Source organism: Myroides sp. JBRI-B21084, from assembly GCF_030545015.1.
GTDB lineage: Bacteria > Bacteroidota > Bacteroidia > Flavobacteriales > Flavobacteriaceae > Flavobacterium.
Genome location: NZ_CP120653.1, coordinates 2,047,138 through 2,068,467, shown reverse-complemented (window position 1 = coordinate 2,068,467; position 21,330 = coordinate 2,047,138). Strand labels below are relative to the sequence as shown.

At 32.2% G+C, this 21,330-nt stretch carries 20 protein-coding genes; 7 read left to right on the top strand and 13 right to left on the bottom strand.

The window, feature by feature from the left end:
• Positions 1–3: 3 nt before the first annotated feature.
• The 6 genes from P3875_RS09905 to P3875_RS09880 all read left to right on the top strand — a co-directional run bounded on the left by P3875_RS09905 (position 4) and on the right by P3875_RS09880 (position 4,802).
• Positions 4–1,359, top strand: a complete 1,356-nt coding sequence (locus P3875_RS09905; RefSeq protein ID WP_303443806.1) for a DUF5689 domain-containing protein — start codon at positions 4–6, stop codon at positions 1,357–1,359.
• Positions 1,360–1,456: 97 nt separating this feature from the next.
• On the top strand, positions 1,457–1,954 hold the full coding sequence (locus tag P3875_RS09900; protein ID WP_303443805.1) for a GNAT family N-acetyltransferase: 498 nt from the start codon (positions 1,457–1,459) through the stop codon (positions 1,952–1,954).
• Positions 1,955–2,040: 86 nt separating this feature from the next.
• The gene (locus P3875_RS09895) at positions 2,041–2,460 is read left to right on the top strand and encodes a thioredoxin family protein (RefSeq protein ID WP_303443804.1); all 420 of its coding nucleotides are present in this window, start codon (positions 2,041–2,043) and stop codon (positions 2,458–2,460) included.
• Between the two features lie 26 nt (positions 2,461–2,486).
• Entirely contained in the window at positions 2,487–3,380 is an 894-nt protein-coding gene (locus tag P3875_RS09890; protein WP_303443803.1) for an FAD:protein FMN transferase, read from the top strand.
• Position 3,381: 1 nt separating this feature from the next.
• Complete coding sequence (locus P3875_RS09885) at positions 3,382–3,588, top strand: DUF4266 domain-containing protein (RefSeq protein ID WP_303443802.1); 207 nt, start codon at positions 3,382–3,384, stop codon at positions 3,586–3,588.
• Positions 3,589–3,599: 11 nt separating this feature from the next.
• Positions 3,600–4,802, top strand: a complete 1,203-nt coding sequence (locus P3875_RS09880; protein ID WP_303443801.1) for a DUF3570 domain-containing protein — start codon at positions 3,600–3,602, stop codon at positions 4,800–4,802.
• A gap of 147 nt (positions 4,803–4,949) precedes the next feature.
• Here the strand turns inward: P3875_RS09880 and P3875_RS09875 are convergent, their stop codons facing one another.
• The 12 genes from P3875_RS09875 to porW all read right to left on the bottom strand — a co-directional run bounded on the left by P3875_RS09875 (position 4,950) and on the right by porW (position 19,563).
• The gene (locus tag P3875_RS09875; protein WP_303443800.1) at positions 4,950–6,077 is read right to left on the bottom strand and encodes an efflux RND transporter periplasmic adaptor subunit; all 1,128 of its coding nucleotides are present in this window, start codon (positions 6,075–6,077) and stop codon (positions 4,950–4,952) included.
• A 2-nt stretch (positions 6,078–6,079) separates the two neighbouring features.
• The gene (locus P3875_RS09870; RefSeq protein WP_303443799.1) at positions 6,080–10,417 is read right to left on the bottom strand and encodes a CusA/CzcA family heavy metal efflux RND transporter; all 4,338 of its coding nucleotides are present in this window, start codon (positions 10,415–10,417) and stop codon (positions 6,080–6,082) included.
• A 71-nt stretch (positions 10,418–10,488) separates the two neighbouring features.
• The gene (locus P3875_RS09865; protein ID WP_303443798.1) at positions 10,489–10,872 is read right to left on the bottom strand and encodes a hypothetical protein; all 384 of its coding nucleotides are present in this window, start codon (positions 10,870–10,872) and stop codon (positions 10,489–10,491) included.
• 337 nt (positions 10,873–11,209) lie between these two features.
• A complete protein-coding gene (gene atpG / locus P3875_RS09860; protein WP_303443797.1) occupies positions 11,210–12,070 on the bottom strand; it encodes an ATP synthase F1 subunit gamma in 861 nt (286 codons plus the stop codon).
• 75 nt (positions 12,071–12,145) lie between these two features.
• A complete protein-coding gene (gene atpA / locus P3875_RS09855) occupies positions 12,146–13,720 on the bottom strand; it encodes a F0F1 ATP synthase subunit alpha (protein WP_303443796.1) in 1,575 nt (524 codons plus the stop codon).
• 35 nt (positions 13,721–13,755) lie between these two features.
• Positions 13,756–14,289, bottom strand: a complete 534-nt coding sequence (gene atpH, locus P3875_RS09850) for an ATP synthase F1 subunit delta (protein WP_303443795.1) — start codon at positions 14,287–14,289, stop codon at positions 13,756–13,758.
• Between the two features lie 9 nt (positions 14,290–14,298).
• Positions 14,299–14,799, bottom strand: a complete 501-nt coding sequence (locus P3875_RS09845; protein WP_303443794.1) for a F0F1 ATP synthase subunit B — start codon at positions 14,797–14,799, stop codon at positions 14,299–14,301.
• Between the two features lie 89 nt (positions 14,800–14,888).
• Positions 14,889–15,083 (bottom strand): ATP synthase F0 subunit C, encoded by a 195-nt coding sequence (locus P3875_RS09840; RefSeq protein WP_091520805.1) that lies wholly within the window; start codon positions 15,081–15,083, stop codon positions 14,889–14,891.
• Positions 15,084–15,133: 50 nt separating this feature from the next.
• A complete protein-coding gene (gene atpB, locus P3875_RS09835; RefSeq protein WP_303443793.1) occupies positions 15,134–16,282 on the bottom strand; it encodes a F0F1 ATP synthase subunit A in 1,149 nt (382 codons plus the stop codon).
• Positions 16,283–16,371: 89 nt separating this feature from the next.
• The gene (locus P3875_RS09830; protein WP_303443792.1) at positions 16,372–16,779 is read right to left on the bottom strand and encodes a hypothetical protein; all 408 of its coding nucleotides are present in this window, start codon (positions 16,777–16,779) and stop codon (positions 16,372–16,374) included.
• Positions 16,772–16,996, bottom strand: a complete 225-nt coding sequence (locus tag P3875_RS09825) for an AtpZ/AtpI family protein (RefSeq protein ID WP_303443791.1) — start codon at positions 16,994–16,996, stop codon at positions 16,772–16,774. Before P3875_RS09825 ends, P3875_RS09830 begins: the two co-directional genes overlap by 8 nt.
• On the bottom strand, positions 16,996–19,563 hold the full coding sequence (gene porW, locus P3875_RS09820) for a type IX secretion system periplasmic lipoprotein PorW/SprE (protein ID WP_303443790.1): 2,568 nt from the start codon (positions 19,561–19,563) through the stop codon (positions 16,996–16,998). The genes P3875_RS09825 and porW overlap by 1 nt, the downstream gene beginning before the upstream one ends.
• A gap of 251 nt (positions 19,564–19,814) precedes the next feature.
• Between porW and P3875_RS09815 the strand changes: the two genes are divergently transcribed.
• The gene (locus P3875_RS09815; RefSeq protein WP_303443789.1) at positions 19,815–20,222 is read left to right on the top strand and encodes a hypothetical protein; all 408 of its coding nucleotides are present in this window, start codon (positions 19,815–19,817) and stop codon (positions 20,220–20,222) included.
• A gap of 73 nt (positions 20,223–20,295) precedes the next feature.
• On the opposite strand, the gene P3875_RS09810 is transcribed toward P3875_RS09815, so the two are convergent.
• Positions 20,296–21,327 carry a TerC family protein gene (locus tag P3875_RS09810; RefSeq protein WP_303443788.1) on the bottom strand — a complete coding sequence of 344 codons (1,032 nt, stop codon included), beginning with the start codon at positions 21,325–21,327 and terminating at the stop codon, positions 20,296–20,298.
• Positions 21,328–21,330 lie beyond the last annotated feature (3 nt).

The window sequence follows — 21,330 nt, the reverse complement described above, 5'->3', positions numbered from 1 at the left end:
TCTATGAAAACTATAAAATTTACATTTGCAGTTTTAGCTATTACTGCATTATTAACAACAACAAGCTGTGCAAACAGCGACGATTATGATACTCCGCAAATTGAATATCATAAAGCAGAAGCTACTATTACTTTAGATGAATTATACTCTAAAGCAAATACAACTTTACAAAAATACACCGAAGATGATATCTTAGAAGCTTACGTTTCATCGTCTGACGAAGGAGGTACATTTTACAAATCAGTATCGCTACAAAACCGCGAAGGTACTAAAGGCTTTTCAATTTCGGTTGATATGTACAACATAAGTAACGACATGGCGCCTGGCCGCAAAGTGTATATCTACTTAAAAGATATGTATTTTACTATTGCTCACGGTTCATTAGTTTTAGGCGATATTTATGAAGAAACCAGCGTAGGTAGAATGCGTCCGCAAGACTTTTACAAAAAAGTATTCCCTTCTGCTGATGTTGTTGCCGAAGAAGATTTAATGAAAACCATTACACTTGCCGATTTAAAAAACGACAATTACATTAACACCTTGGTGGAAATTAATCAAGTACAGTTTGACGATAACGCAATTGGTAAAACTTTTTACGATCCAACCAATGTTTTAGGTGGCGCAACTAACCACATGATTGTTGATGCAACCGGTAACATGATTTTTAGAACTAGTGAATTTGCAAAATTTGCAAAAAATGTTGTGCCAGAAAACAACGGTAAAATTCGTGGAGTATTAACAAAATACAACAGTGACTACCAATTTATGGTACGCACTTACAAAGATATTAAACTTACAAACCAACGCATCCGTGAAGCAACCGCAATTGGTGGTGAAAGCATGATATTTACTACTACTGTTAACGAAAACTTTGAAAGTTTTGCAACAGCATCTACATCTAGCTCATTCCCTCAATATGGTAACGATTATGCTTTAGGTGGAAGATATTGGGCAGTTAAATCGTTCCAAAACAATAAATACATTCAGTTAACTGCTTTTGGTAACCAAGCAACTACAACAAAAAGTTATTTTATTGTTCCGGTTCAATTTAATGGCAACAATACGTTATCATTTGAAACAAAAGACGGATATTACAATGGCGAAGTTTTAAATGTGTATTATGTACCTGCAGCTAATTTCACTTATGGTGATTACATAAGTACTGCTGGTTTCACAAACATTACATCGCAGTTTACGTATTCAAGCGGAACAACAACGGGTTATGCAGCTAACTTTACACCAAGTGGTAGTTACCAATTCCCAAGTAGTGTAACTGGTAACGGATATATTATTTTTGAATATTCAGGAAATACATCGGTTACTACAACCATACAAATTGATAATATAATGTTTCAATAATAGTAGTTTAAATATTTCAAAATGCGCCTTCTTTTTTAGAAGGCGTTTTTGTTTTTATCAAAAGCAAACAATATCTTTAAAAATCAAAACAATTGCTATGAAAATTTGTAAAGCAAATCCCGAACAATTAAACAGCATTATGCAAGTTATTGATGATGCACGAAACATGATGCGGGCTACAGGCAATCATACACAGTGGAACAACGGTTATCCGTCGTCAGAAGTTATCATGAATGATATCAACCAAAAAATAGGCTACATTTGTTTGAAAGATAGCGAAATTGTAGGTTACTTCTCATTTTTAAAAGGCGATAATCCAGAACCTACATACAATATCATTGACAACGGAAAATGGTTAAATAACGAACCTTATGGTGTAATTCACAGACTAGCATCAAACGGAAAAACAAAAGGTATTGCCAAAGCTTGTTTTGATTTTTGCTTTAGTCAAATTAATAACATACGGGTTGATACCAATAACAATAACCTACCTATGCAAAACTTTTTTAAAAAGAATGGTTTTACGTATTGTGGTGTTATTTATGTAGCAGATGGTACACCTAGAGATGCTTTTCAAAAGTTTAATGAGATTTAATACAAACAGTACTATTTGTAACATTTGTTACAATACCTAAAAAACATTTTTCGTTATCTTTAATAAACTTTAATTCTAAAGAACCAATGAAAAAAATTGTAGCCCTTTTTCTATTAATCTCAACTTTGGGATGGGCACAAACTAGTACTTTTTCTCAAAAATTAGAAAAAGCAAAAACCGAACACAAAACTGTTTTACTTTACTTTTCTGGATCAGATTGGTGTGCACCATGTATAAAATTTAAAAAATTCATGGTTAACTCAAACGAGTTTCAAACATTTGCCGCTAAGAATTTAATTGTTTACAATGCCGATTTTCCAAGAAAATCTAAAAATAAACTATCTAAAGATATTGAAAAAGAAAACGATGCTTTAGCAGAAAAATACAATTCTAAAGGAATCTTCCCTCTAATCCTACAAATTGACACAAACGGAAAGGTTTTAAAAAAATGGGAAGGTTATCCTAAAGAAGATCTTTCGCAATTTATTGAAAAACTTAAAAAATAATGCTTTTTAAAAAAAATCAAAAATTGATGGGAAATCAATTTGAGATTACTGTTGTATGCACCAATGAACAATTGGGCGAACAAGTTGTGAACAAAGCAATTGAAGAAATTAAGCGCATTGAAAACCTGTTAACTACTTTTTCTACAAAAAGTATAACGTATGAAATAAATGAAAATGCAGGCATAAAACCCGTAAAAGTTACCCAAGAAGTTTTTGATTTAATTTGTAGATGCCAAATGATTTCTAAAATTACTCAAGGCGCTTTTGATATTACCTATGGCAGTATTGATAAACGCTTTTGGAATTTTGATTTACAAATGACTCAATTACCCAATGCAGTTGAAGCTAAAAAAGCAGTAGCACTGATTAACTATAACAACATAATACTTAATGCTGAACAAAATACCATTTTTTTAAAAAACAAGGGGATGCGAATAGGTTTTGGCGGTATTGGTAAAGGATACGCTGCCGAAAAAGCTAAAAACATACTTATTGAAAACGGAATAACCAGTGGAATTGTTAATGCTGCGGGCGATTTAACTACTTGGGGAATGCAAGAAAACGGAAAGCCTTGGACCATTGGCATTGCAGATCCTAATAAAAAAGAAACCTTGTTTTCGTCGTTTCAAATCACCAATACATCTGTTGCTACATCGGGCAATTATGAAAAATTTGTAGTTATAAATGGCAAAAAATATTCGCACACAATTAACCCTAAAACCGGTTTTCCTATTGAAGGTATAAAAAGTGTTACCATTATTGCCGAAAATGCAGAAATTGCCGATGCACTTGCAACACCTGTTACTATTTTAGGTGTTGATGTAGGTTTAGATTTTATTAATCAACTACCTAATATTGGCTGTATTATAATTAACGATTTTGATGAAATTTATCATTCTAAAAACATTAATCTTTCGTAAAATGAAAAAAATTGTACTGGCTTGTTGTTTAATTGCTTTTGCAAGTTGTGCCGAAGTAAAAGAATATCAAAAAGCCAAAATAAACGATTCTGATATGGAACTTGCCGCAAGAAAATCAGAAAAATTCGAAAATACTTTTATGTTGTACCGCGAAGCTAGTTCAGGTGCAAATGGCGGTAAAACAGGCGGTGGCTGTGGTTGTAATTAATAAAAATTAGTATGAAAAAGCATTTTATTACAGCCGCTTTTATTGGCTTGATTTTGGGAAATACAACACATGCGCAAGAAATTGAAAACGATAGCGCTGCTTACAAAAAAACGAAACTTAAAATTGAAGAAGTAAATTTTATATCGAGCTACTATTCGCAAAACGGAAACAATTCTGCTGTTACAGGTGGCATTGGAACTGAAAAATTAACCGATATTGCTACTAACTTTGATATAAAGTTAGCACGAACCGATAAAAAAAACCGCAAACAAAAGTTTGGTTTTGAATTGGGTATTGACACTTATACGTCGGCATCGTCTGATAAAATTGATCCAAATACGGTTTCATCGGCTTCGTATCAGGATGTTCGCGTGTATCCTTCTCTTAATTTTAGCTCAGAAAACGAAGAAAAACAACAAATTTTTGCTGCAGGTGTTTCTACATCAGCAGAATTTGACTATTTCTCTGTGGGAACAAATGTTGGCTACACAAAATATTCAGCAAATAAAAATACCGAATTCAATGTAAAAGCAATGGCCTTTTTTGATACGTGGAAAGTTATTTTACCAGTAGAACTGCGCAACAATCCCGATCCAAATTACAAACAAGGCGACAGCAAACCACGAACATCATACAATTTAGGTTTTACGTTATCGCAAGTTGTTAATCGCAATTTTCAAATGGCATTTTTGTTAGATTTGGGCTATCAAGAAGGGTTACTTGCTACAAAGTTTAATCGCGTTTATTTTAATGACAGCAGTGTAAAATCTGAAAACTTACCTAACAAGCGCTTTAAAATACCTGTTGGTGTACGTGCTAATTATTTTTTAGGCGACCAATTTGTTTTACGTAGTTTTTATAGATATTATTGGGACGATTGGAATATAACTTCGCATACTTTTAGTATAGAACCTACTTTAAAATTAAGTGCGTTTTCATCGTTAACCGTTCCGTACAGGTATTATACCCAAACCGCTACCAATTATTTTAAACCTACGTATCAACACCAAATAACCGATGACTTTTTTACAAGTGATTATGATTTATCGGCATTTAGCAGCAATATGATTGGTTTAGGATTTAAAAAAGTAGACGCAAACAACGGTTTGTTTCATATAAAGCAAATAAATAGCTTTGAAGTACGTTATGGCTATTATAGTAGAAACAACGGCTTAAATTCGCATATTATTACCTTAGCTGTAAAATTTAAATAAATAATAAAAGGTGGCTGTCCGAAAAGGTAAAGGAGTCGCCTGAGAATTGAATATTCAAACACCTCTCATTGGCGAAGGTACAAGTAAAAGTGATAAAAGCAAAAAGAGGCTGTCCGAAAAGGTCAGCCTCTTTTTATTACATTTTTATTACTCTTCAACGCTATTCTTCATTGCCATAAGTAACGCATATGCACCTTTACCTACATATTGTTTAGAAGTATCAATTGGAGATACGATCTCTACTATATTATTTGTACTTACACCAATTTTAACTGATTGCTTTTTAAAAGTGTTTTTACCAACGTTTTCATATATATAATTTTGCTCTTCAAATTGAACTACAGCTTCTTTAGGCAAAACAACACTTGCAACTGAATTATATGTAAGATTAATGTTAAAATACATATTTGTGGCAATATGTAAATTATTTGTATTAGCAATTTTTGCTAAAATATCAACCGTTCCATCTCCGTTTACATGTTGTGAAATAGCCATAATCTTTGCTTTAACTTTTTTATTAGGCATTTGGTTTGTAAAAGCCTCAATTTCTTGACCAACACGAATATAGGGCAAATTATTTTCAAATGCTTTAATATTTAACATAGGAGTACCAGATTGAATGATATCTATAATAGTTTGTGAGCTAGAAACATATTGTCCCCTATTTACAAAAACTTCGTTTACAACACCTGAAACGGGAGATAGAATTGATAAGCCACTATGAATATTGTTTACAGAAACATTTGAAGGAGACATTTTTATTAATTTTAATTTTTCTTCCAATGCTCGTTTTTTTATTTGTAATAAATTTAATTCTACTTTAGCTTCTTCTAAAACCTTTATACTTACCGCCTGTGAATCATAGAGTTCCCTTTGGCGCGCATAATTAGCATTTGCTTTAATAAGTGAAACTTTAGTTGTTAAATAATCTTCTTGTAATTGCACAAACGATGGATCTTCTATTACAGCTAAAAGTTGTCCTTTTTTTACAGTTGTTCCTGGCAATACGTTTATTGATTTTACAAAACCACCCATCATACTTAAAACAGAAACTTTATCTTGTGGAGTCACTTCGGTCCTTGCATTTAATTGCATTGTTAAGGGTAAATTTGCTTTAGAAACTCTTACCAATTCTAAATTAATAGTATTTAATTGTGCGTTGGTTAACGTTATTACATTAGGATTTACCTTTTCGGTTTTTAAAACCTGTTCTTTTTTTGAATTACACGCAGCTAATGTTAATAAGCTTAACGCAATTAGGATATATTTTTTCATGATTAATTAGCTAAATAGTTTAATGAAACCGCTTTAATATTTCGTGTAAATAATTGTTCAGCAAATTGATTTTTTAAATCAAAAATCTGGTCGTTTAATAAAACCCAATCTAAAAAATTTATTTCACCAGATAATAATTGTGCTTGAATTACTTTTCGTAAAACAATAGTTTCAGGTATTTGCTTGGTTTGATAAGACATTAAAATAGTTTCATACGCGTTTAATTCGGTCTGTAATTGCTTGGTACGTTGCTCTAAACTGTTTTTTTGTAACTGCAATTTATTTTCTTCCATCTTTACCTTAATTTTTGCTGCATTAATGCTAGCATTTAAACTTTTTTGAAAAATTGGAATAGATAAACCTATCATCACTGATTGGAAACGATTGGAACTTATTTCACGAAAACTTTGATTGTAATAACCAAATGTTAATTCGGGTAATTTTTTTGTTCTTTCAACTTGTAATTGTAACTCTGAAATTTTTATGACTTCTTCTTGACTTTTTAATAAAACATGCGAAGTAGATTGTGTTAATAAAGGAATTTTATACCCTATTCCATTGGTTTCTAAATCAAATAATTCTGGAATTTGGGCAAGATTCTGTAACGAAATTTTGATTTGTTGCAACTGTGATTCTAAAACATTTTGGTTGTTTAAAATTTTATGATATCGCAAGTTAGCTGTTGATAACTCACTGCGATTACTTACCCCTTTTTCAAAACGCAATTCTGACTTTGTAAGAAAATCGTGATAAACATCTAAATTTTCTTTATTAATAACTATTTTATGTTGTATGTACAAATATTCTGCATACAACATTGCTAATTGTTGTTCTAAATCTTTTTCCGAAACTTTTTCTTGTGATTGCGCCCATTGAATCATTTGAATATTAAGTTGCTTTTGTTTTATATAAAATGTTGGAAAAAGTAAATGTTGTTCTACACTTATTTTTTCATCAAACAAATTGGTATTTAAATTACCTAACTCTGCCGAAATATTTATAGGCTGAATACTTAATTGCGATTTAAGATTGTTTTGGTAAAATAAAGTTTCTAATTTAGATTGTTTTATCGCTAAATTATTTTTTAAAGCAATTTCTAACAATTGGTTATATGTATAAGATTTTTGAGCAAAAGTTTGAGGGGCAAAACTTAAAAAAACAAAAAGTAAGATACTTTTTACTATGTTTAATTTTCTTTTTTTGTTTATCATTAAAATAGATTTAACTGAAATATTTTCAAATAAAATATATAAAATAGGTAATACAAATAAAGTTAAAAAAGTTGCAATCATTAAACCACCAATAACCACAGTAGCCAAAGGTCGTTGTACTTCAGCTCCTGAACCATTACTTAACGCCATTGGCAAAAATCCTAACGAAGCAACAAAAGCCGTCATTAAAACAGGGCGTAAGCGTGTTTTTGTTCCTAATAAAACTAAACGTGTAGTATTAGTAATGCCTTGTTCTTTTAATCGGTTGTATTCAGAAACCAATACAATTCCATTTAAAACTGCTACACCAAACAATGCAATAAAGCCTACGCCAGCACTTATACTAAAAGGCATATCTCTTAAAACTAAAAAATATACTCCACCAATTGATGATAGTGGAATAGCTGTATAAATAAGTAAACTGTATTTAAGTGATTTAAACGCAAAATACAACATTAAAAATATTAATACCAATGCAATAGGTACTGCAATACCTAAACGCTCTTTAGCCTGATTTAAATTTTCAAAAGCACCTCCATAAGTAGTAAAATATCCTGTAGGTAATTTTATTTCTGCTTCTACTTTATTTTGCAGCTCTTCTACTACGGTTTGTACATCTTTATCTTTTACATTAAAGCCAACAATAATTCTACGTTTTGCATTTTCGCGTTGAACTTGGTTTGGGGTATTTTTAAAAGACACGTCGGCAATTTGGTGTAACGGTATTTGCACACCATTTGGTGTTGGTATTAGTAAATTTTTAATGTCTTCAATTGTAGACCTGCTTTTTTCATCTAAACGAACTGTTAATTCAAAACGCCGTTCGCCTTCAAATACACTTCCAGTTGATTGTCCTGCAAAAGACATGTTTATGATACGATTTGCTTCTCCAATAGACATTCCGTATTGCGTTAACATAGCTCTGTTGAATGTTATAACCACTTGTGGGATTCCCTTAATAGGTTCTATATATAAATCTTGAACACCCTCTACTTTTTGAATAACATTTCCTAATTTTTGAGCATAAAAAGTTAAACTATCTAAATTTTCTCCAAATATTTTCACTACAACATCTTGTCTAGCTCCCGTCATTAATTCATTAAAACGCATTTGAACAGGATATTGAAAACTAGTAGATAATCCTGGAATTTCTGAAATTGCAACACTCATTTTTTCTGCTAATTCAGGAAATGTTTTAGCAGATGTCCACTCGCTTTTTGGTTTTAATACAATTATCATGTCTCCTGCATCCATTGGCATAGGGTCGGTAGGTATTTCTCCACTACCTATTTTAGTTACCACTTTTTCAACTTCTGAAAAGCGTTTTTTTAATATGCCTGCAGCTTTAGAAGTATAATCAATAGTTGTTGAAATATTACTTCCCGGTAAAACTCTGGTTTCTAAAGCAAAATCACCCTCTTCTAATGAAGGAATGAACTCACCGCCTAAACGGCTCATTAAAAACATTGCTAATACAAACAACCCTAAAACTATTCCTAAAATAATTTTACGTGCTTTGATAGCTTTAATTAATAATTGATGGTGTTTTTGCTCTACTTTAAACATTACCCTATCAGATAGATTTGGTTTTGTTTTTTTATTTTTACTTAAGAACAATGAAGTCATCATTGGAACATAGGTTAAAGACATGATAAAAGCTCCTATTAAAGCAAAAGCTACAGTTTGCGCCATAGGTTTAAACATTTTACCTTCAATACCTTCTAACGAAAAAATAGGTAGATAAACAATTAAAATAATAATTTGTCCAAACACTGCAGAGTTAACCATTTTTTTTGCTGCATTACCTACAGTAGTGTTCATATCTTCGGTTGACAAGCGTAGTTTATTTCCAAAACGGTTTGTAAACAATAGTTGATGCATTGCTGCTTCTACAATAATAACAGCTCCATCTACAATTAAGCCAAAATCTAATGCTCCTAAACTCATTAAATTACCGCCTATCCCAAATATGTTCATCATAATTATAGCAAATAAAAGCGATAATGGAATTACAGAGGCTACAATTAAACCCGCACGGAAATTCCCTAAAAATAATACTAACACAAAAACAACAATTAAAGCCCCTTCTAATAGATTTACTTCAACTGTGTGAATTGTGTTATCTACCATTTTTTTTCGGTCTAAAAAAGGTTCAATAACAACCCCTTCAGGTAACATTTTTTTTATTTCTTCTATGCGATTTTTTACCCTTACAACTACTTCATTACTATTTTCACCTTTAAGCATCATTACAACAGCTCCTGATACTTCCCCTTGATCGTTATATGTCATTGCTCCATAACGGGTAGCATTACCAATGCGAACCTCTGCAACATCTTTTAATAATAAAGATATTCCGCCATTAAAACGCTTCACTGCAATATTTTGAATGTCTTCTATAGAACCAATCAATCCATCTGAGCGGATAAACATAGATGTTGGTCCATTTTCAATATATGCACCACCTGTATTTTGATTATTTTGTTCCAAAGCATTAAACAAATCGTTAATTGTTAAATTAAAAGATTGTAAACGCTGTGGGTTAATTGTAATTTCGTACTGTTTTAATTTACCTCCAAAACTACTTACATCGGCTACACCAGGAACGCTTAAAAGTTGTTGTCTTACGATCCAATCTTGAATAGTTCGCAATTCTGTTACATCGTACTGTTTTTCATACCCTTCTTTTGGCTTAACAACATATTGATAAATTTCGCCTAATCCGGTAGAAATAGGTCCTAGTTGGGGTTTACCAATATTTTCTGGTATTTGATTGCTTATTTGTAGCAAACGTTCACTTACTTGTTGTCGTGCCCAATACAAATCGGTAGCATCGTTAAAAACAATAGTGACTAGTGATAATCCAAAACGAGAAAAACTTCTTAACTCTTTAATACCAGCAATGTTTGCTGTTGCTTGTTCTATTGGAAAAGTAACTAATCGTTCAATATCTTCTGCACCAAAAGAGGGTGCCACGGTAATAACTTGAACCTGATTTGAAGTTATATCAGGCTGTGCATCTATTGGCAATTTTTTAACTTCGAACACTCCAAAAATAATAAGTGCTAAAGTAAATAAGCCAATGATGAATTTATTCTTGATTGAAAAATCAATAATTTTATTTAACATAATTATAAAAATTAAATACAACATTAACTATATCAACTTTTGATATAGTGCTTATATTTTAATTAAAAAAATTATGCTATTTTAGGCGGCTGCCAAATTGAGTTTAAATACGAAGATATTAAAATTTGATTTCTGCATAAAATACCAGAAATTCTAGTATATAATGGAGTACTATTTTGTTTTACCGAAAATTTAAAATTAGAAATATAGCAAAAATCTAAATGGGTACGGTCAGCACTCATAAATGGTAATTTCTTATCAGTTTGCCAATCATCATCTATTTCATGACCTCCATAATGATGTACTATAAATGATTTTAATTGTTCAAAATTAATTGAATTATGGCTATATTCTAAATAATGGCTAAAAAACAATGGCAACTTATACAACTGCGAAAATTGCGTTGTAGAACATAGTTGTATAAAAGTAACCCCTATTATTAACCATTTTTTCATTAATACAAATCTAAATAATTATAACAACTTTCCATTGTAAAATTAAAAAATAAATCAAAACAAAAATCTTAATTTTTAGATTTAATACAAGATTAAAAAATAACAATTGAATAGTATACAACTCATACAAAAATAAATTAATCAATTTATGTAATTCGGTAACGGTTAGTAAACCTTTTCGCTGCAAAGCAAACACAATTGTTCTCTGTTAGAAATAAATTCTGAACTCCATTCTTGTTTTTTACAGGGTTTAGGAACTGTTATTTTGATTGATTTCATAAAAAAAACCTTTATCAACTAAGATAAAGGTTTTTAGAATATGTTTTAAAAAAACGTATTAATTATTCAAAGCTTCGGCACCACCAACAATCTCTAAGATTTCGTTAGTAATTGCAGCCTGACGTGCTTTATTATACGTTAATTTTAATTGATCGCGTAAATCTTTCGCATTATCGGTTGCTTTGTGCATAGCCGTCATACGTGCACCGTGTTCAGCCGCGTTAGAATCTAAAACTGCTTTAAACAATTGCGTTTTTAACGATGTAGGAATTAAATTTAAAATGATTTCTTCTTTAGAAGGCTCATAAAGATAATCTACTGTAGCGTTTGATTCTGTTTCAATAGGTTTTAACGGTAAAAACTGTTCAGTTAAAACAATTTGTGTAGCCGCATTTTTAAATTGGTTATACACCAATTCTACTCTATCATAAGCACCATCAATAAACGCATCCATAATTTGTTGTGCAACCGCTTCTACATTAACAAAAGTTAAAGCATCAAACAAATCACTACGGTTAGCAAAAACAGTTTCGGTTTTTCCTACTAAATCAAAACCTTTTTTACCAATTGTTAAAACATCAACTTGCTGACCTGCGTAGGTTTTATCAATTAAATTACGTGTAGCTTTAATAACGTTTGCATTAAAAGCACCACATAAACCACGGTTTGATGTAATTACAACTAATAAAACTTTGTTTACTTCGCGTTGTTCAGCGTATACACCTGCAGCATCGCCTTCAAGTGTTGCACTGATGTTTTGAATTAATTCGGTTAATTTTTCTGCATACGGACGCATAGCTGTAATTGCATCTTGCGCCTTTTTTAATTTTGCAGCAGAAACCATCTTCATTGCAGAAGTAATCTGCATGGTTGATGATACCGAATTGATTCTGTTACGTATTTCTTTTAAGTTTGCCATTTTAATTGAATTAAGACAAAAGTATTAAGTATCAAGACATCTATCATCTTAATACTTAATACTCAAAACTTTTTATTAGTATTTAGAAGAAACTTCTTTTGCAACTTTCTCTAAAGTAGCAGTAGCTTCGTCTGATAAATTACCTGCTTTTAACGCATTTAATGTATCACGGTGAGATAAGTTTAAAACTTGTAAGAATTCTTTTTCAAATTCTTTCACCTTTTCTACAGGTACGTTACGTAATAAGTTTTTAGAACCTGCATAAATAATAGCAACTTGGTCTTCAACTGTATACGGATCGTTAACTGTTTGTTTTAAGATTTCAACGTTACGTTTACCTTTTTCAATAACGTTCATTGTAGCTGCATCTAAATCAGAACCAAACTTAGCGAAAGCTTCTAACTCACGGAATTGTGCTTGGTCTAATTTTAATGTACCTGCAACCTTTTTCATTGATTTAATTTGTGCATTACCACCAACACGTGATACCGAAATACCTACGTTAATTGCCGGACGAACACCTGAGTTGAACAAGTCAGACTCTAAGAAAATTTGTCCGTCTGTAATAGAAATTACGTTTGTTGGGATATATGCAGAAACGTCACCAGCTTGTGTTTCGATAATTGGTAAAGCAGTTAATGAACCACCACCTTTAACGATTGGTTTTAATGATTCTGGTAAATCGTTCATGTTTTTAGCGATTTCATCGTCAGAAATTACTTTTGCCGCACGCTCTAATAAACGAGAGTGAAGATAGAAAACGTCACCTGGATAAGCCTCACGACCTGGTGGACGACGTAAAATTAACGACATTTCACGGTAAGCTACTGCTTGTTTAGATAAATCATCATAAACAATTAAAGCAGGGCGACCAGTATCGCGGAAATACTCACCAATTGCAGCACCTGCCATTGGAGCATATACTTGCATTGGTGCAGGGTCAGAAGCGTTTGCAGCAACAATGATTGAATAAGCCATTGCACCTTTTTCTTCTAACGTTTTAGCAATATTTGCTACCGTTGAAGCTTTTTGCCCAACTGCAACATATATACAGAATACTGGTTTACCAGCATCATAAAATTCTTTTTGATTTAAGATGGTATCGATACAAACTGTTGTTTTACCAGTTTGACGGTCACCAATAACCAACTCACGTTGCCCACGACCAACTGGAATCATTGCATCGATAGCTTTGATACCTGTTTGCATTGGCTCGGTAACTGGCTGACGGAAAACTACCCCTGGTGCTTTACGCTCAATAGGCATTTCGTATAAATCACCAGCTATTGGTCCTTTACCATCAATTGGGTTACCTAATGTGTCAACCACACGACCTAACATACCTTCACCTACTTTGATAGATGCGATACGACCTGTTCTTTTAACGATAGATCCTTCGCTAACACCTGTAGATGGGCCAAATAAAACAACCCCTACGTTATCTTCTTCTAAGTTTTGAACCATTGCTTCTAATCCGTTTTCGAACTGAACCAACTCACCATATTGTGCGTTAGCTAATCCGTGTACGCGTGCAATACCATCTCCTATTTGTAAAACGGTACCAACTTCTTCTACAGATGCTTCTGTACCAAAACCAGATAACTGTTTCTTTAAAATTGCTGAAATTTCAGCAGGATTAATTTCTGCCATTTTTGTTTATTTTATCACGTTTACCGTGGGTGATTTTAATTATTAAATTCTCTTTTTAATTGATTTAGTTTGTTTGCAATTGATGCGTTGTATTGCATATCGCCTAAACGAATAATGAAACCACCAATGATATCGGCATTCACTTCGTTAACAATTGTTACATCTTTAGTTGACAATTCTTTTATTTTTGATAAAACTTGTGCTTCTAAAGCTGCAGTTAAAGGGGTTGCTGTGGTAACGTATGCCACTTGTACACCTTTTAATTCATCGTATAAAACTGCGTATTGTGCAGCAATAGCTTCTAAAATATCTAAACGCTTGTTTTGTAATAAAACCGAAAATAAGTTTTTAGTATCTGCGTTAGCCGAAGCAAAAATTTCGTTTAAGGCAGCTAATTTAGAGGTTCCTTTGATGATTGGATTTTCTAAAAATAACTTTAACTCACTGCTTTGTGAAATAGCTGTTGATATGTTTTTCATATCTGCACCTACCACTTCAGCATTTCCTTTTGCGTTAGACACGTCAAGAATTGCTTTAGCGTATCTTAAGGCTGCTCTTGTTCCCGTCATAACGTGGTATTAATTTAATTTAATATCGTTTAATAATGAACCTACCAATTGCTCTTGTGCTTGTTTATCGGCTAATTGGCCTTTTAACAATTTTTCTGCAATATCAATTGATAAAGTAGATACTTGATTTTTAATATCAGCAACTGCAGCGTTCTTTTCGTTTTGGATAGTTGCTTGTGCTTGTGCTATCATTTGTGCACCTGCTGTTTGCGCTTCTTCTTTAGCCTCTGCAATTAACTTTTCTCTCATATCACGAGCTTCTTTTAACATTGCGTCACGTTCTGCACGTGCTTCTGCTAACAACTTCTCGTTATCTGCTTTTAAGTTAGTTAATTCTCTTTTTGCATTTTCTGCTGCAGCTAAAGCATCAGCAATACCTTCTTCGCGTGCTTCTAAAGCATTAACAATTGGTTTCCAAGCAAATTTTCCTAATAAGAAAATAATTACCAATAAAATGATTGCCTGCCAAAAGAATAAACCTAAACTAAAATCGTTGATTAACTTTTCCATTATATCTATTAAAATGTAAATTTATTTGTAATTGTTTTGTTTAATTAAACAATATCTGCAACCAACCGTTACAGATATTGTTTTTTTAATTAAGCTCCTAAGATTAAAGCACCGAATGCTAAACCTTCTAATAACGCTCCGATGATGATCATCGCAGTTTGGATTTTTCCAGCAGCTTCTGGCTGACGAGCAATAGCGTCCATTGCAGAACCACCAATTTTACCTAAACCGATTCCTGCTCCGATAACGATTAAACCAGCACCTACTAAATTTGGAATTGTCATAATAAATGATTTATATATAATTAAACAAAATTTTTATACTCTTTTTTCTATTAATGGTGATCGTGCTCTTGTACAGCAGAACCTATAAACAATGATGATAACATTGTAAAAATGAACGCTTGTAAAAAGGCTACTAACAATTCTAACACCGTTAAGAATAATGTTAATAAGAACGATACACCTACTGCACCTGGCGTTGATAAAGTTTGTTTCATTACAAACGCTACTGCAATTAAGCCCATTACTACCGAGTGACCTGCTGTGATATTAGCAAACAAACGAATTAATAACGAGAATGGTTTAGTAAACATACCTAAAACCTCAATTGGTGCTAAAACAATTTTCATTGGCCACGGCACACCTGGCATCCAAAAAATGTGCTTCCAATAGTCTGCATTACCACTAATATTTACATATAAAAAGGTAAATATTGCTAAACAAACTGTTACCGAAATATTACCTGTAACGTTTAACCCTAGGGGTGTTAAACCTAATAAGTTTAATAAAAAGATTAAAAAGAATACCGATAATAAGTAAGGCATGTATTTTTTGTATTTTTTATCGCCAATGTTTGGTCTTGCCATTTCATCGCGAACATAAATAACCAATGGTTCTAAAGCACGTGCTAAACCTTTTGGTAAATTGTTTGGCGATGCTTTGTATGTTTTTGCTAATGCTGTAAAACCTAAAAACAACAATATAGTTGCTAACAATAAACCAAATACGTTTTTAGTAATTGAAATATCAAAAGGTTTTTCGTTTGTTGCATGGTGGTGTTCATCAAAGTTTAATGCACCAGTTGCATCGGTTTTATAAATTTTACCGTGGTTGTACACATAGTGTTGCCCACCGTTTTCTACAACTTTACCGTTGTAAACAAAATCTTCTGTAGATAAGAATACTTTTAAACCGTTATCAATTAAAATAACAGGTAAGCCAAAACCATAATGTTTGTGGTGTTCTGCATCAGCATAAAATGAATAATAATGATCATCCATTAAGTGATGTTGTGTGTACGCCTTTACAAACTCTTTAGAGCTTGGATCAACCGCTTCGTGGGTTTCATGTGTAGCTTCAGTTGTAACATGTTGCAACGTATCTTGTGCCGTTGTAACCGGAGTTTCTGCACTTGAAACCAAAGGCATCAAGGCAAATAAAGCCGCTGTAAGCAAATGAAGTGATTTTTTAATAGTCACCATACCGTGGTTCAATTTTTTGTGGTTCAAAAATTTTGTGCAAAAATACAATAATTATCTTTTCAGCACAGAACTATTTCAACTTTTTTTTATTAATTATTTTTTGACGAAAAACTTTGATTTAAAATGCGAAATGTTACGTACACGTCAAAAAACATAAACAGAAAAAACACTATTAAATAGTTGTATTTAAAAAAGTTACTAAATGCTTCGGTTTTTAATATAGGTTGCAATACTAAATAATTTGCTAAAATTTTTAAAGTTAAAAATCCTAAAAAAACAAAACCTAAATTATTAGGCATTGCTTTTCCTACGCCAACAACACCCAAAACAACTAACGCCGATAACAAAAACTGCAGTGCATATATTTGCCAAAGGTGCATATGAGCTGTGTTCCAAAAAGGCAAATCTTTTGTTATAGAATTCATTAAAAAATGCAAGCCTAATGCTATTAAAGCTAAAATTAAAAGTTGTGATAGATAAGGAAACGCTTTACCCATTTTTATTAAGTTTATTTACTTGATTAATTACTTGATACATTGCTAAAAAAACGCCCAGCAAAGTTACACTTTTTGTTCCCCAATTAGCATGAATAAGGTATTTTTTATCAAGCCAGGTACCAATTAGGTAAAACACATAAATGGTTGCACCCATTTGTACGGGTATAGTGGTAAAAACAAACCATTTATTGTTATGTATTGGCCTTTTATTATTCATTAATTAGTAAGCAATTTCATATATTCATCCCAATTTTTCTTAATAAGTATTACTCCATAATCATCGGTACTTATTAAAACGGGATTTTGTTTAATGCCGTATTCTTTATCTAATTCTAAATACATTTGTGCCGATTTTGCAATATTACCCGATTTTACACCGTGTAACACTAAGAAAATAGTTGAATCATCGTACATATCCGCACTAAAACTTAAACCGGTATGACTACGGTCGTTGGCATATTTTTGTAATTTATCTTTTAAAGCCGCGCCTTCTGCAGTTAACGGATACGATACTTTATAAATCATTTTTATGTTTTTAGACAAATCACGTTTAAATGCCAATTTGTGAAGTTTAGGCAAATCTTTTGCAATAATACGCTCTGCTTCTTTACCTTCTTTTGTGGTTGGATATGTTAAAGCTACAAATTCTAATGCTTCGCGGTAATTGGTTAAACCGCGTAATTTACCAATAGTCATAGCCTTTAACAATTCGTATTTACTTACAATTCCATCGCCAATTACTGTAGGTATTTTAGCATCTAAGGCTTGTAAAGTTTCATAATACGCACCGTTTGCATATAAACGGTAAATTTTGTTGTATTCATCTGTTGGCGATCCATCCGCAGTAAGAACTTCTTTTGGATTTAATGCTACTTTGGTATAGCGCGAATTTGGATGATTTTTCTTTAAATCATTTAACATTGCTTGCGCTTTAGCCGGATCTATTTTTAAATAAATTTTATACAAGTGGTATTTAGCAGGCTCTATTAAACCAACTTCGGGTTTTGTAGCTAGTAAATGTTCTAATTTACCAGCTGCCACTTGGTATTCTTCTAAACGATCGCTGTACAACAATCCTAGTTGATAATACGCATTATCGCGATCGGTTTTAATTTTACTTAATTCTTTAGAATCGGTTGGAATTTGTTTTAAGTAAAAATCAACATTATAGCGTGCAACTGAAGGGTCATAAACCGAAGCATTTGCATTGTTGTTTTGAGTTGCATTTGCTTGATTGTTGTTTGTTGCATTTGCAGCTATACTTGCAGCATTACCTGTTGATGCAATTGAACTCCATCGCCAATTATCGGCTAACGTACGATTGCCCCATTTTTTTGTAAAATCATTAATACCTTGTTGCACCGTTGTAGTGTTGTAAAAGTAAAAACTTGAAGCTTTACCTGTGCTAGGTGCATTTGTGTTAGTTTGTGGCGCATTTGCAGCCTGTGCGGCTTGTTGTGCTTTGGCATCATCGGCTTTTAATTGAGTAATTAATTTTTCAATTTCGGCACGACGTTGTGTATCGTTTTTATTAACTAAATTTAAGATACTGTCGTTTGTACGAGCAATTTTTTCGTACTTAACAATATCAACCAAATTGTTGCGTTTGCGCTTTACTTGTACGTATTCGCGCGACATTGGATTCATGTATACTAAAGTAGAATCGTAATACATACCCGCAGTTTCAAATTGCTTTTTTTGGTAGTAAATATTTGCTAATTTGTTATAATTGGCAACTTTAACATATTCGTTTGTTTTGTTTACTTTTAAAGACATGTTATAGTCTTTTATTGCACGATCGCTTTTATTAAAAGCTTCGTGCATTACACCAAGCTGATGAAAAATGATATCGGCATACGCACGGTTTTCACGATCGTTTAAAAGTGATAAATATTCGCGAACAAAAGCAGTTGTATCAATTGAAGTTATGTCTTGATTGGCAAATTTTTCGGCATGTGCATTAATAACTAAAGCTCTAGAAACTCTACGGTTGTAATCAATTACGTCTTGAAAGTTTTTAATTGCATCACTTTTTTGACCTGTTTTGCTGTTTAATTGTCCTAAAATATAAGTATAACGCGCTTTTTCATCGGTATCACTTGTTAAATCAATTGCTTTTTGCAAAGGCATTTTTGCCGAATCTAAATGTTGTAAATGCATATACCCTTGCGCCAATGTTGCATAAGCATCGGCTTGGGTTTGCTTTTTCATTTTTGATTCACTTTCTTTTAAAATTTTCTTTAAATTTTCTAATGCTAAACCGTGGTACTCTAATTTTAAATTTGTTTTTTCTTTCCAAACCAAAGCATCGTAAAATAAGTCGCTGTCTGGATATTTTAAAATCACATAGTTAAATGCTTCAACAGCAGGTACAAAACGCAAATCGTGATAACGCGCTTTACCAAGTAACATATAAACCTCATCCATTTGTGGGTTATGTTCTTTACCAGCAATATTTATAGCGTGCTTTTGAGCCGCTTTAACAGCTTTGTCTTCAGCGCGCTTAAAATGTGGACTTTTATCTGCTGTTCCAGTAATTATTAGTGCTTCTTCGTTTTTTTGTTCAGGTTCAACTGAAATGATGTTAGAAAAATCGTCAACGTGTTTTTTCTTTAATTCTAGTAACCCTCTGTCGTAAGCAGTTGTACCATTGTAAAGCACGTTGTATTTTGTGGTGGTGGCATGATAGCGCTTGTTTGCAAAGCCCGCTTTTTCGGTAGAACAAGCAATGACAACCAAAACAATTAACGCTACAGGTGCATATTTAAATAAAAAAGTTTTCAATAGATCTATTTTTTTACAATAACTAAAAAACACAAATTTTCGTATACTAAATTTTAATTTAATTCGTAAATTAAACTTAATGTTCTGTACATTAATGTGTAAAAATAGTAAAAACAATGAACATTTTTCATATTAATATTTTTTTTGTTTAGTGCTTAGCCGTAACCATTTGCTTCTTTTTTTACTAAAAAGCGTAATAAATGACTTTTGTTGAAAAGATTTCGTTTATTTTGCACTTTTAATTTTAATACATGAAAAAAGATATTGATTTTCCAAAATCGGAAAATGTTTTTTTAGCAGCAATCCCAGAATGGAATGAAGATTTTCAGGAGAACAGTTGGTATGTTTATTTAGTTAACAACACTGCAAATACGCTTGAAATGGTTTTGGCAGTATCACGTGCTTATGGAGTTATTAATAACGAACCTAGAAAAACAGGTACTTTTCGTCATGCTTTTAAAGAAGTAGCTCCAAACACCTTAATAAAAATTGAACTTTTAGAAAACAATGTATTGCAATTAAATAATGAATTTGCAGTTACATATTTTTTAGATAACAAAATGTACGATAAAACCTTTGTTTTTAAAACCAATACCATTAATAAAAATGCTTTAAGCGATATACCTGGTACCAATTTACGTGGTGTTTTGTTAAAGTAAAAAAACATTAATAAAATAATACCCCAATTAACTTCAAGCTATTTGGGGTATTTTTATGTGCTTTATTAAGATTTTAATGTGCCTTTTTATTTGAAAGTAACGACCAAATAACTGAAATAGCCAATACCGAACCAATAATTGCTAACGATATGGAAGAATCGAAATGGTAATAAGGCATAATAATCATTTTTACACCAATAAATGCTAAAATTACAGCTAAACCATAATGTAATTTAGAAAACATATCCATTGAATTTGCTAGTAAAAAATACATAGAACGCAAACCTAAAATAGCAAATATGTTTGATGTGTATAATATGAATGGATCGTCTGGTGCAATAGCAAAAATAGCTGGTATGCTATCAACTGCAAAAACCAAATCGGTAATTTCAATTACAGCTAAAGCAACAAATAATGGGGTTACCATTTTTACACCGTTTTCTACAGTAAAAAATTTATCGCCATGAAAGCCTTTGGTTACTTTAAAAAATGCATGAACAATGCGTACACCAAAGTTTCTAGATAAATCGGCACCTTCTTCCTCGTCTTCGTGATTGTTAGAAGCCCATGATTTGATACCCGCAAAAATTAAGAAAATTCCAAAAACAAATAATACAATGTTTAACTGACGTGGACCGCCTGTTTCAGGGTCAATCCCTAAAAACGGTAAATCTATGTAAGTTAATTTAATTAATTCTACACCCGCAAAAATAAATATTGCTCTAAAAAACAAAGCTCCTAAAATACCCCAGAACAATACTTTGTGCTGATAATCTTTAGGGATTTTAAAAAATTTAAATACTAAAATAAACACAAAAAGGTTATCAACCGAAAGTGCTTTTTCAATCCAATAAGCCGCTTGGTATTTAGCAAAGTTATCGGTAATACCGTAAGGTTTATCAAGTACCCAATACACCACGCCGCTAAAAACCATTGAAAGGGTAATCCAAACAATTGTCCACGATAGGGCTTCTTTATTAGAAATAGTGTGGCTTTTTTTATTAAATATTCCCAAATCTAGCAAAAGCATAATTACAACTGCAATTGCAAAGCCACCAATAAGCCAAGGGTGGTTAATTAAATGATCATCGGGTAAGTTTTTCATTGT

Excerpts from the sequence above, each read along its gene's own strand:
- atpG (WP_303443797.1), bottom strand. The coding sequence starts at position 12,070 with ATGGCAAACTTAAAAGAAATACGTAACAGAATCAATTCGGTATCATCA.
- atpA (WP_303443796.1), bottom strand. The coding sequence starts at position 13,720 with ATGGCAGAAATTAATCCTGCTGAAATTTCAGCAATTTTAAAGAAACAG.
- P3875_RS09825 (WP_303443791.1), bottom strand. The coding sequence starts at position 16,996 with ATGAATAATAAAAGGCCAATACATAACAATAAATGGTTTGTTTTTACC.
- atpH (WP_303443795.1), bottom strand. The coding sequence starts at position 14,289 with ATGACGGGAACAAGAGCAGCCTTAAGATACGCTAAAGCAATTCTTGAC.
- P3875_RS09815 (WP_303443789.1), top strand. The coding sequence starts at position 19,815 with ATGAAAAAAGATATTGATTTTCCAAAATCGGAAAATGTTTTTTTAGCA.
- atpB (WP_303443793.1), bottom strand. The coding sequence starts at position 16,282 with ATGGTGACTATTAAAAAATCACTTCATTTGCTTACAGCGGCTTTATTT.
- P3875_RS09865 (WP_303443798.1), bottom strand. The coding sequence starts at position 10,872 with ATGAAAAAATGGTTAATAATAGGGGTTACTTTTATACAACTATGTTCT.
- P3875_RS09890 (WP_303443803.1), top strand. The coding sequence starts at position 2,487 with ATGGGAAATCAATTTGAGATTACTGTTGTATGCACCAATGAACAATTG.
- P3875_RS09845 (WP_303443794.1), bottom strand. The coding sequence starts at position 14,799 with ATGGAAAAGTTAATCAACGATTTTAGTTTAGGTTTATTCTTTTGGCAG.
- P3875_RS09870 (WP_303443799.1), bottom strand. The coding sequence starts at position 10,417 with ATGTTAAATAAAATTATTGATTTTTCAATCAAGAATAAATTCATCATT.
- P3875_RS09840 (WP_091520805.1), bottom strand. The coding sequence starts at position 15,083 with ATGACAATTCCAAATTTAGTAGGTGCTGGTTTAATCGTTATCGGAGCA.
- P3875_RS09875 (WP_303443800.1), bottom strand. The coding sequence starts at position 6,077 with ATGAAAAAATATATCCTAATTGCGTTAAGCTTATTAACATTAGCTGCG.
- P3875_RS09885 (WP_303443802.1), top strand. The coding sequence starts at position 3,382 with ATGAAAAAAATTGTACTGGCTTGTTGTTTAATTGCTTTTGCAAGTTGT.
- P3875_RS09895 (WP_303443804.1), top strand. The coding sequence starts at position 2,041 with ATGAAAAAAATTGTAGCCCTTTTTCTATTAATCTCAACTTTGGGATGG.
- P3875_RS09880 (WP_303443801.1), top strand. The coding sequence starts at position 3,600 with ATGAAAAAGCATTTTATTACAGCCGCTTTTATTGGCTTGATTTTGGGA.
- P3875_RS09905 (WP_303443806.1), top strand. The coding sequence starts at position 4 with ATGAAAACTATAAAATTTACATTTGCAGTTTTAGCTATTACTGCATTA.
- P3875_RS09900 (WP_303443805.1), top strand. The coding sequence starts at position 1,457 with ATGAAAATTTGTAAAGCAAATCCCGAACAATTAAACAGCATTATGCAA.
- P3875_RS09810 (WP_303443788.1), bottom strand. The coding sequence starts at position 21,327 with ATGAAAAACTTACCCGATGATCATTTAATTAACCACCCTTGGCTTATT.
- P3875_RS09830 (WP_303443792.1), bottom strand. The coding sequence starts at position 16,779 with ATGGGTAAAGCGTTTCCTTATCTATCACAACTTTTAATTTTAGCTTTA.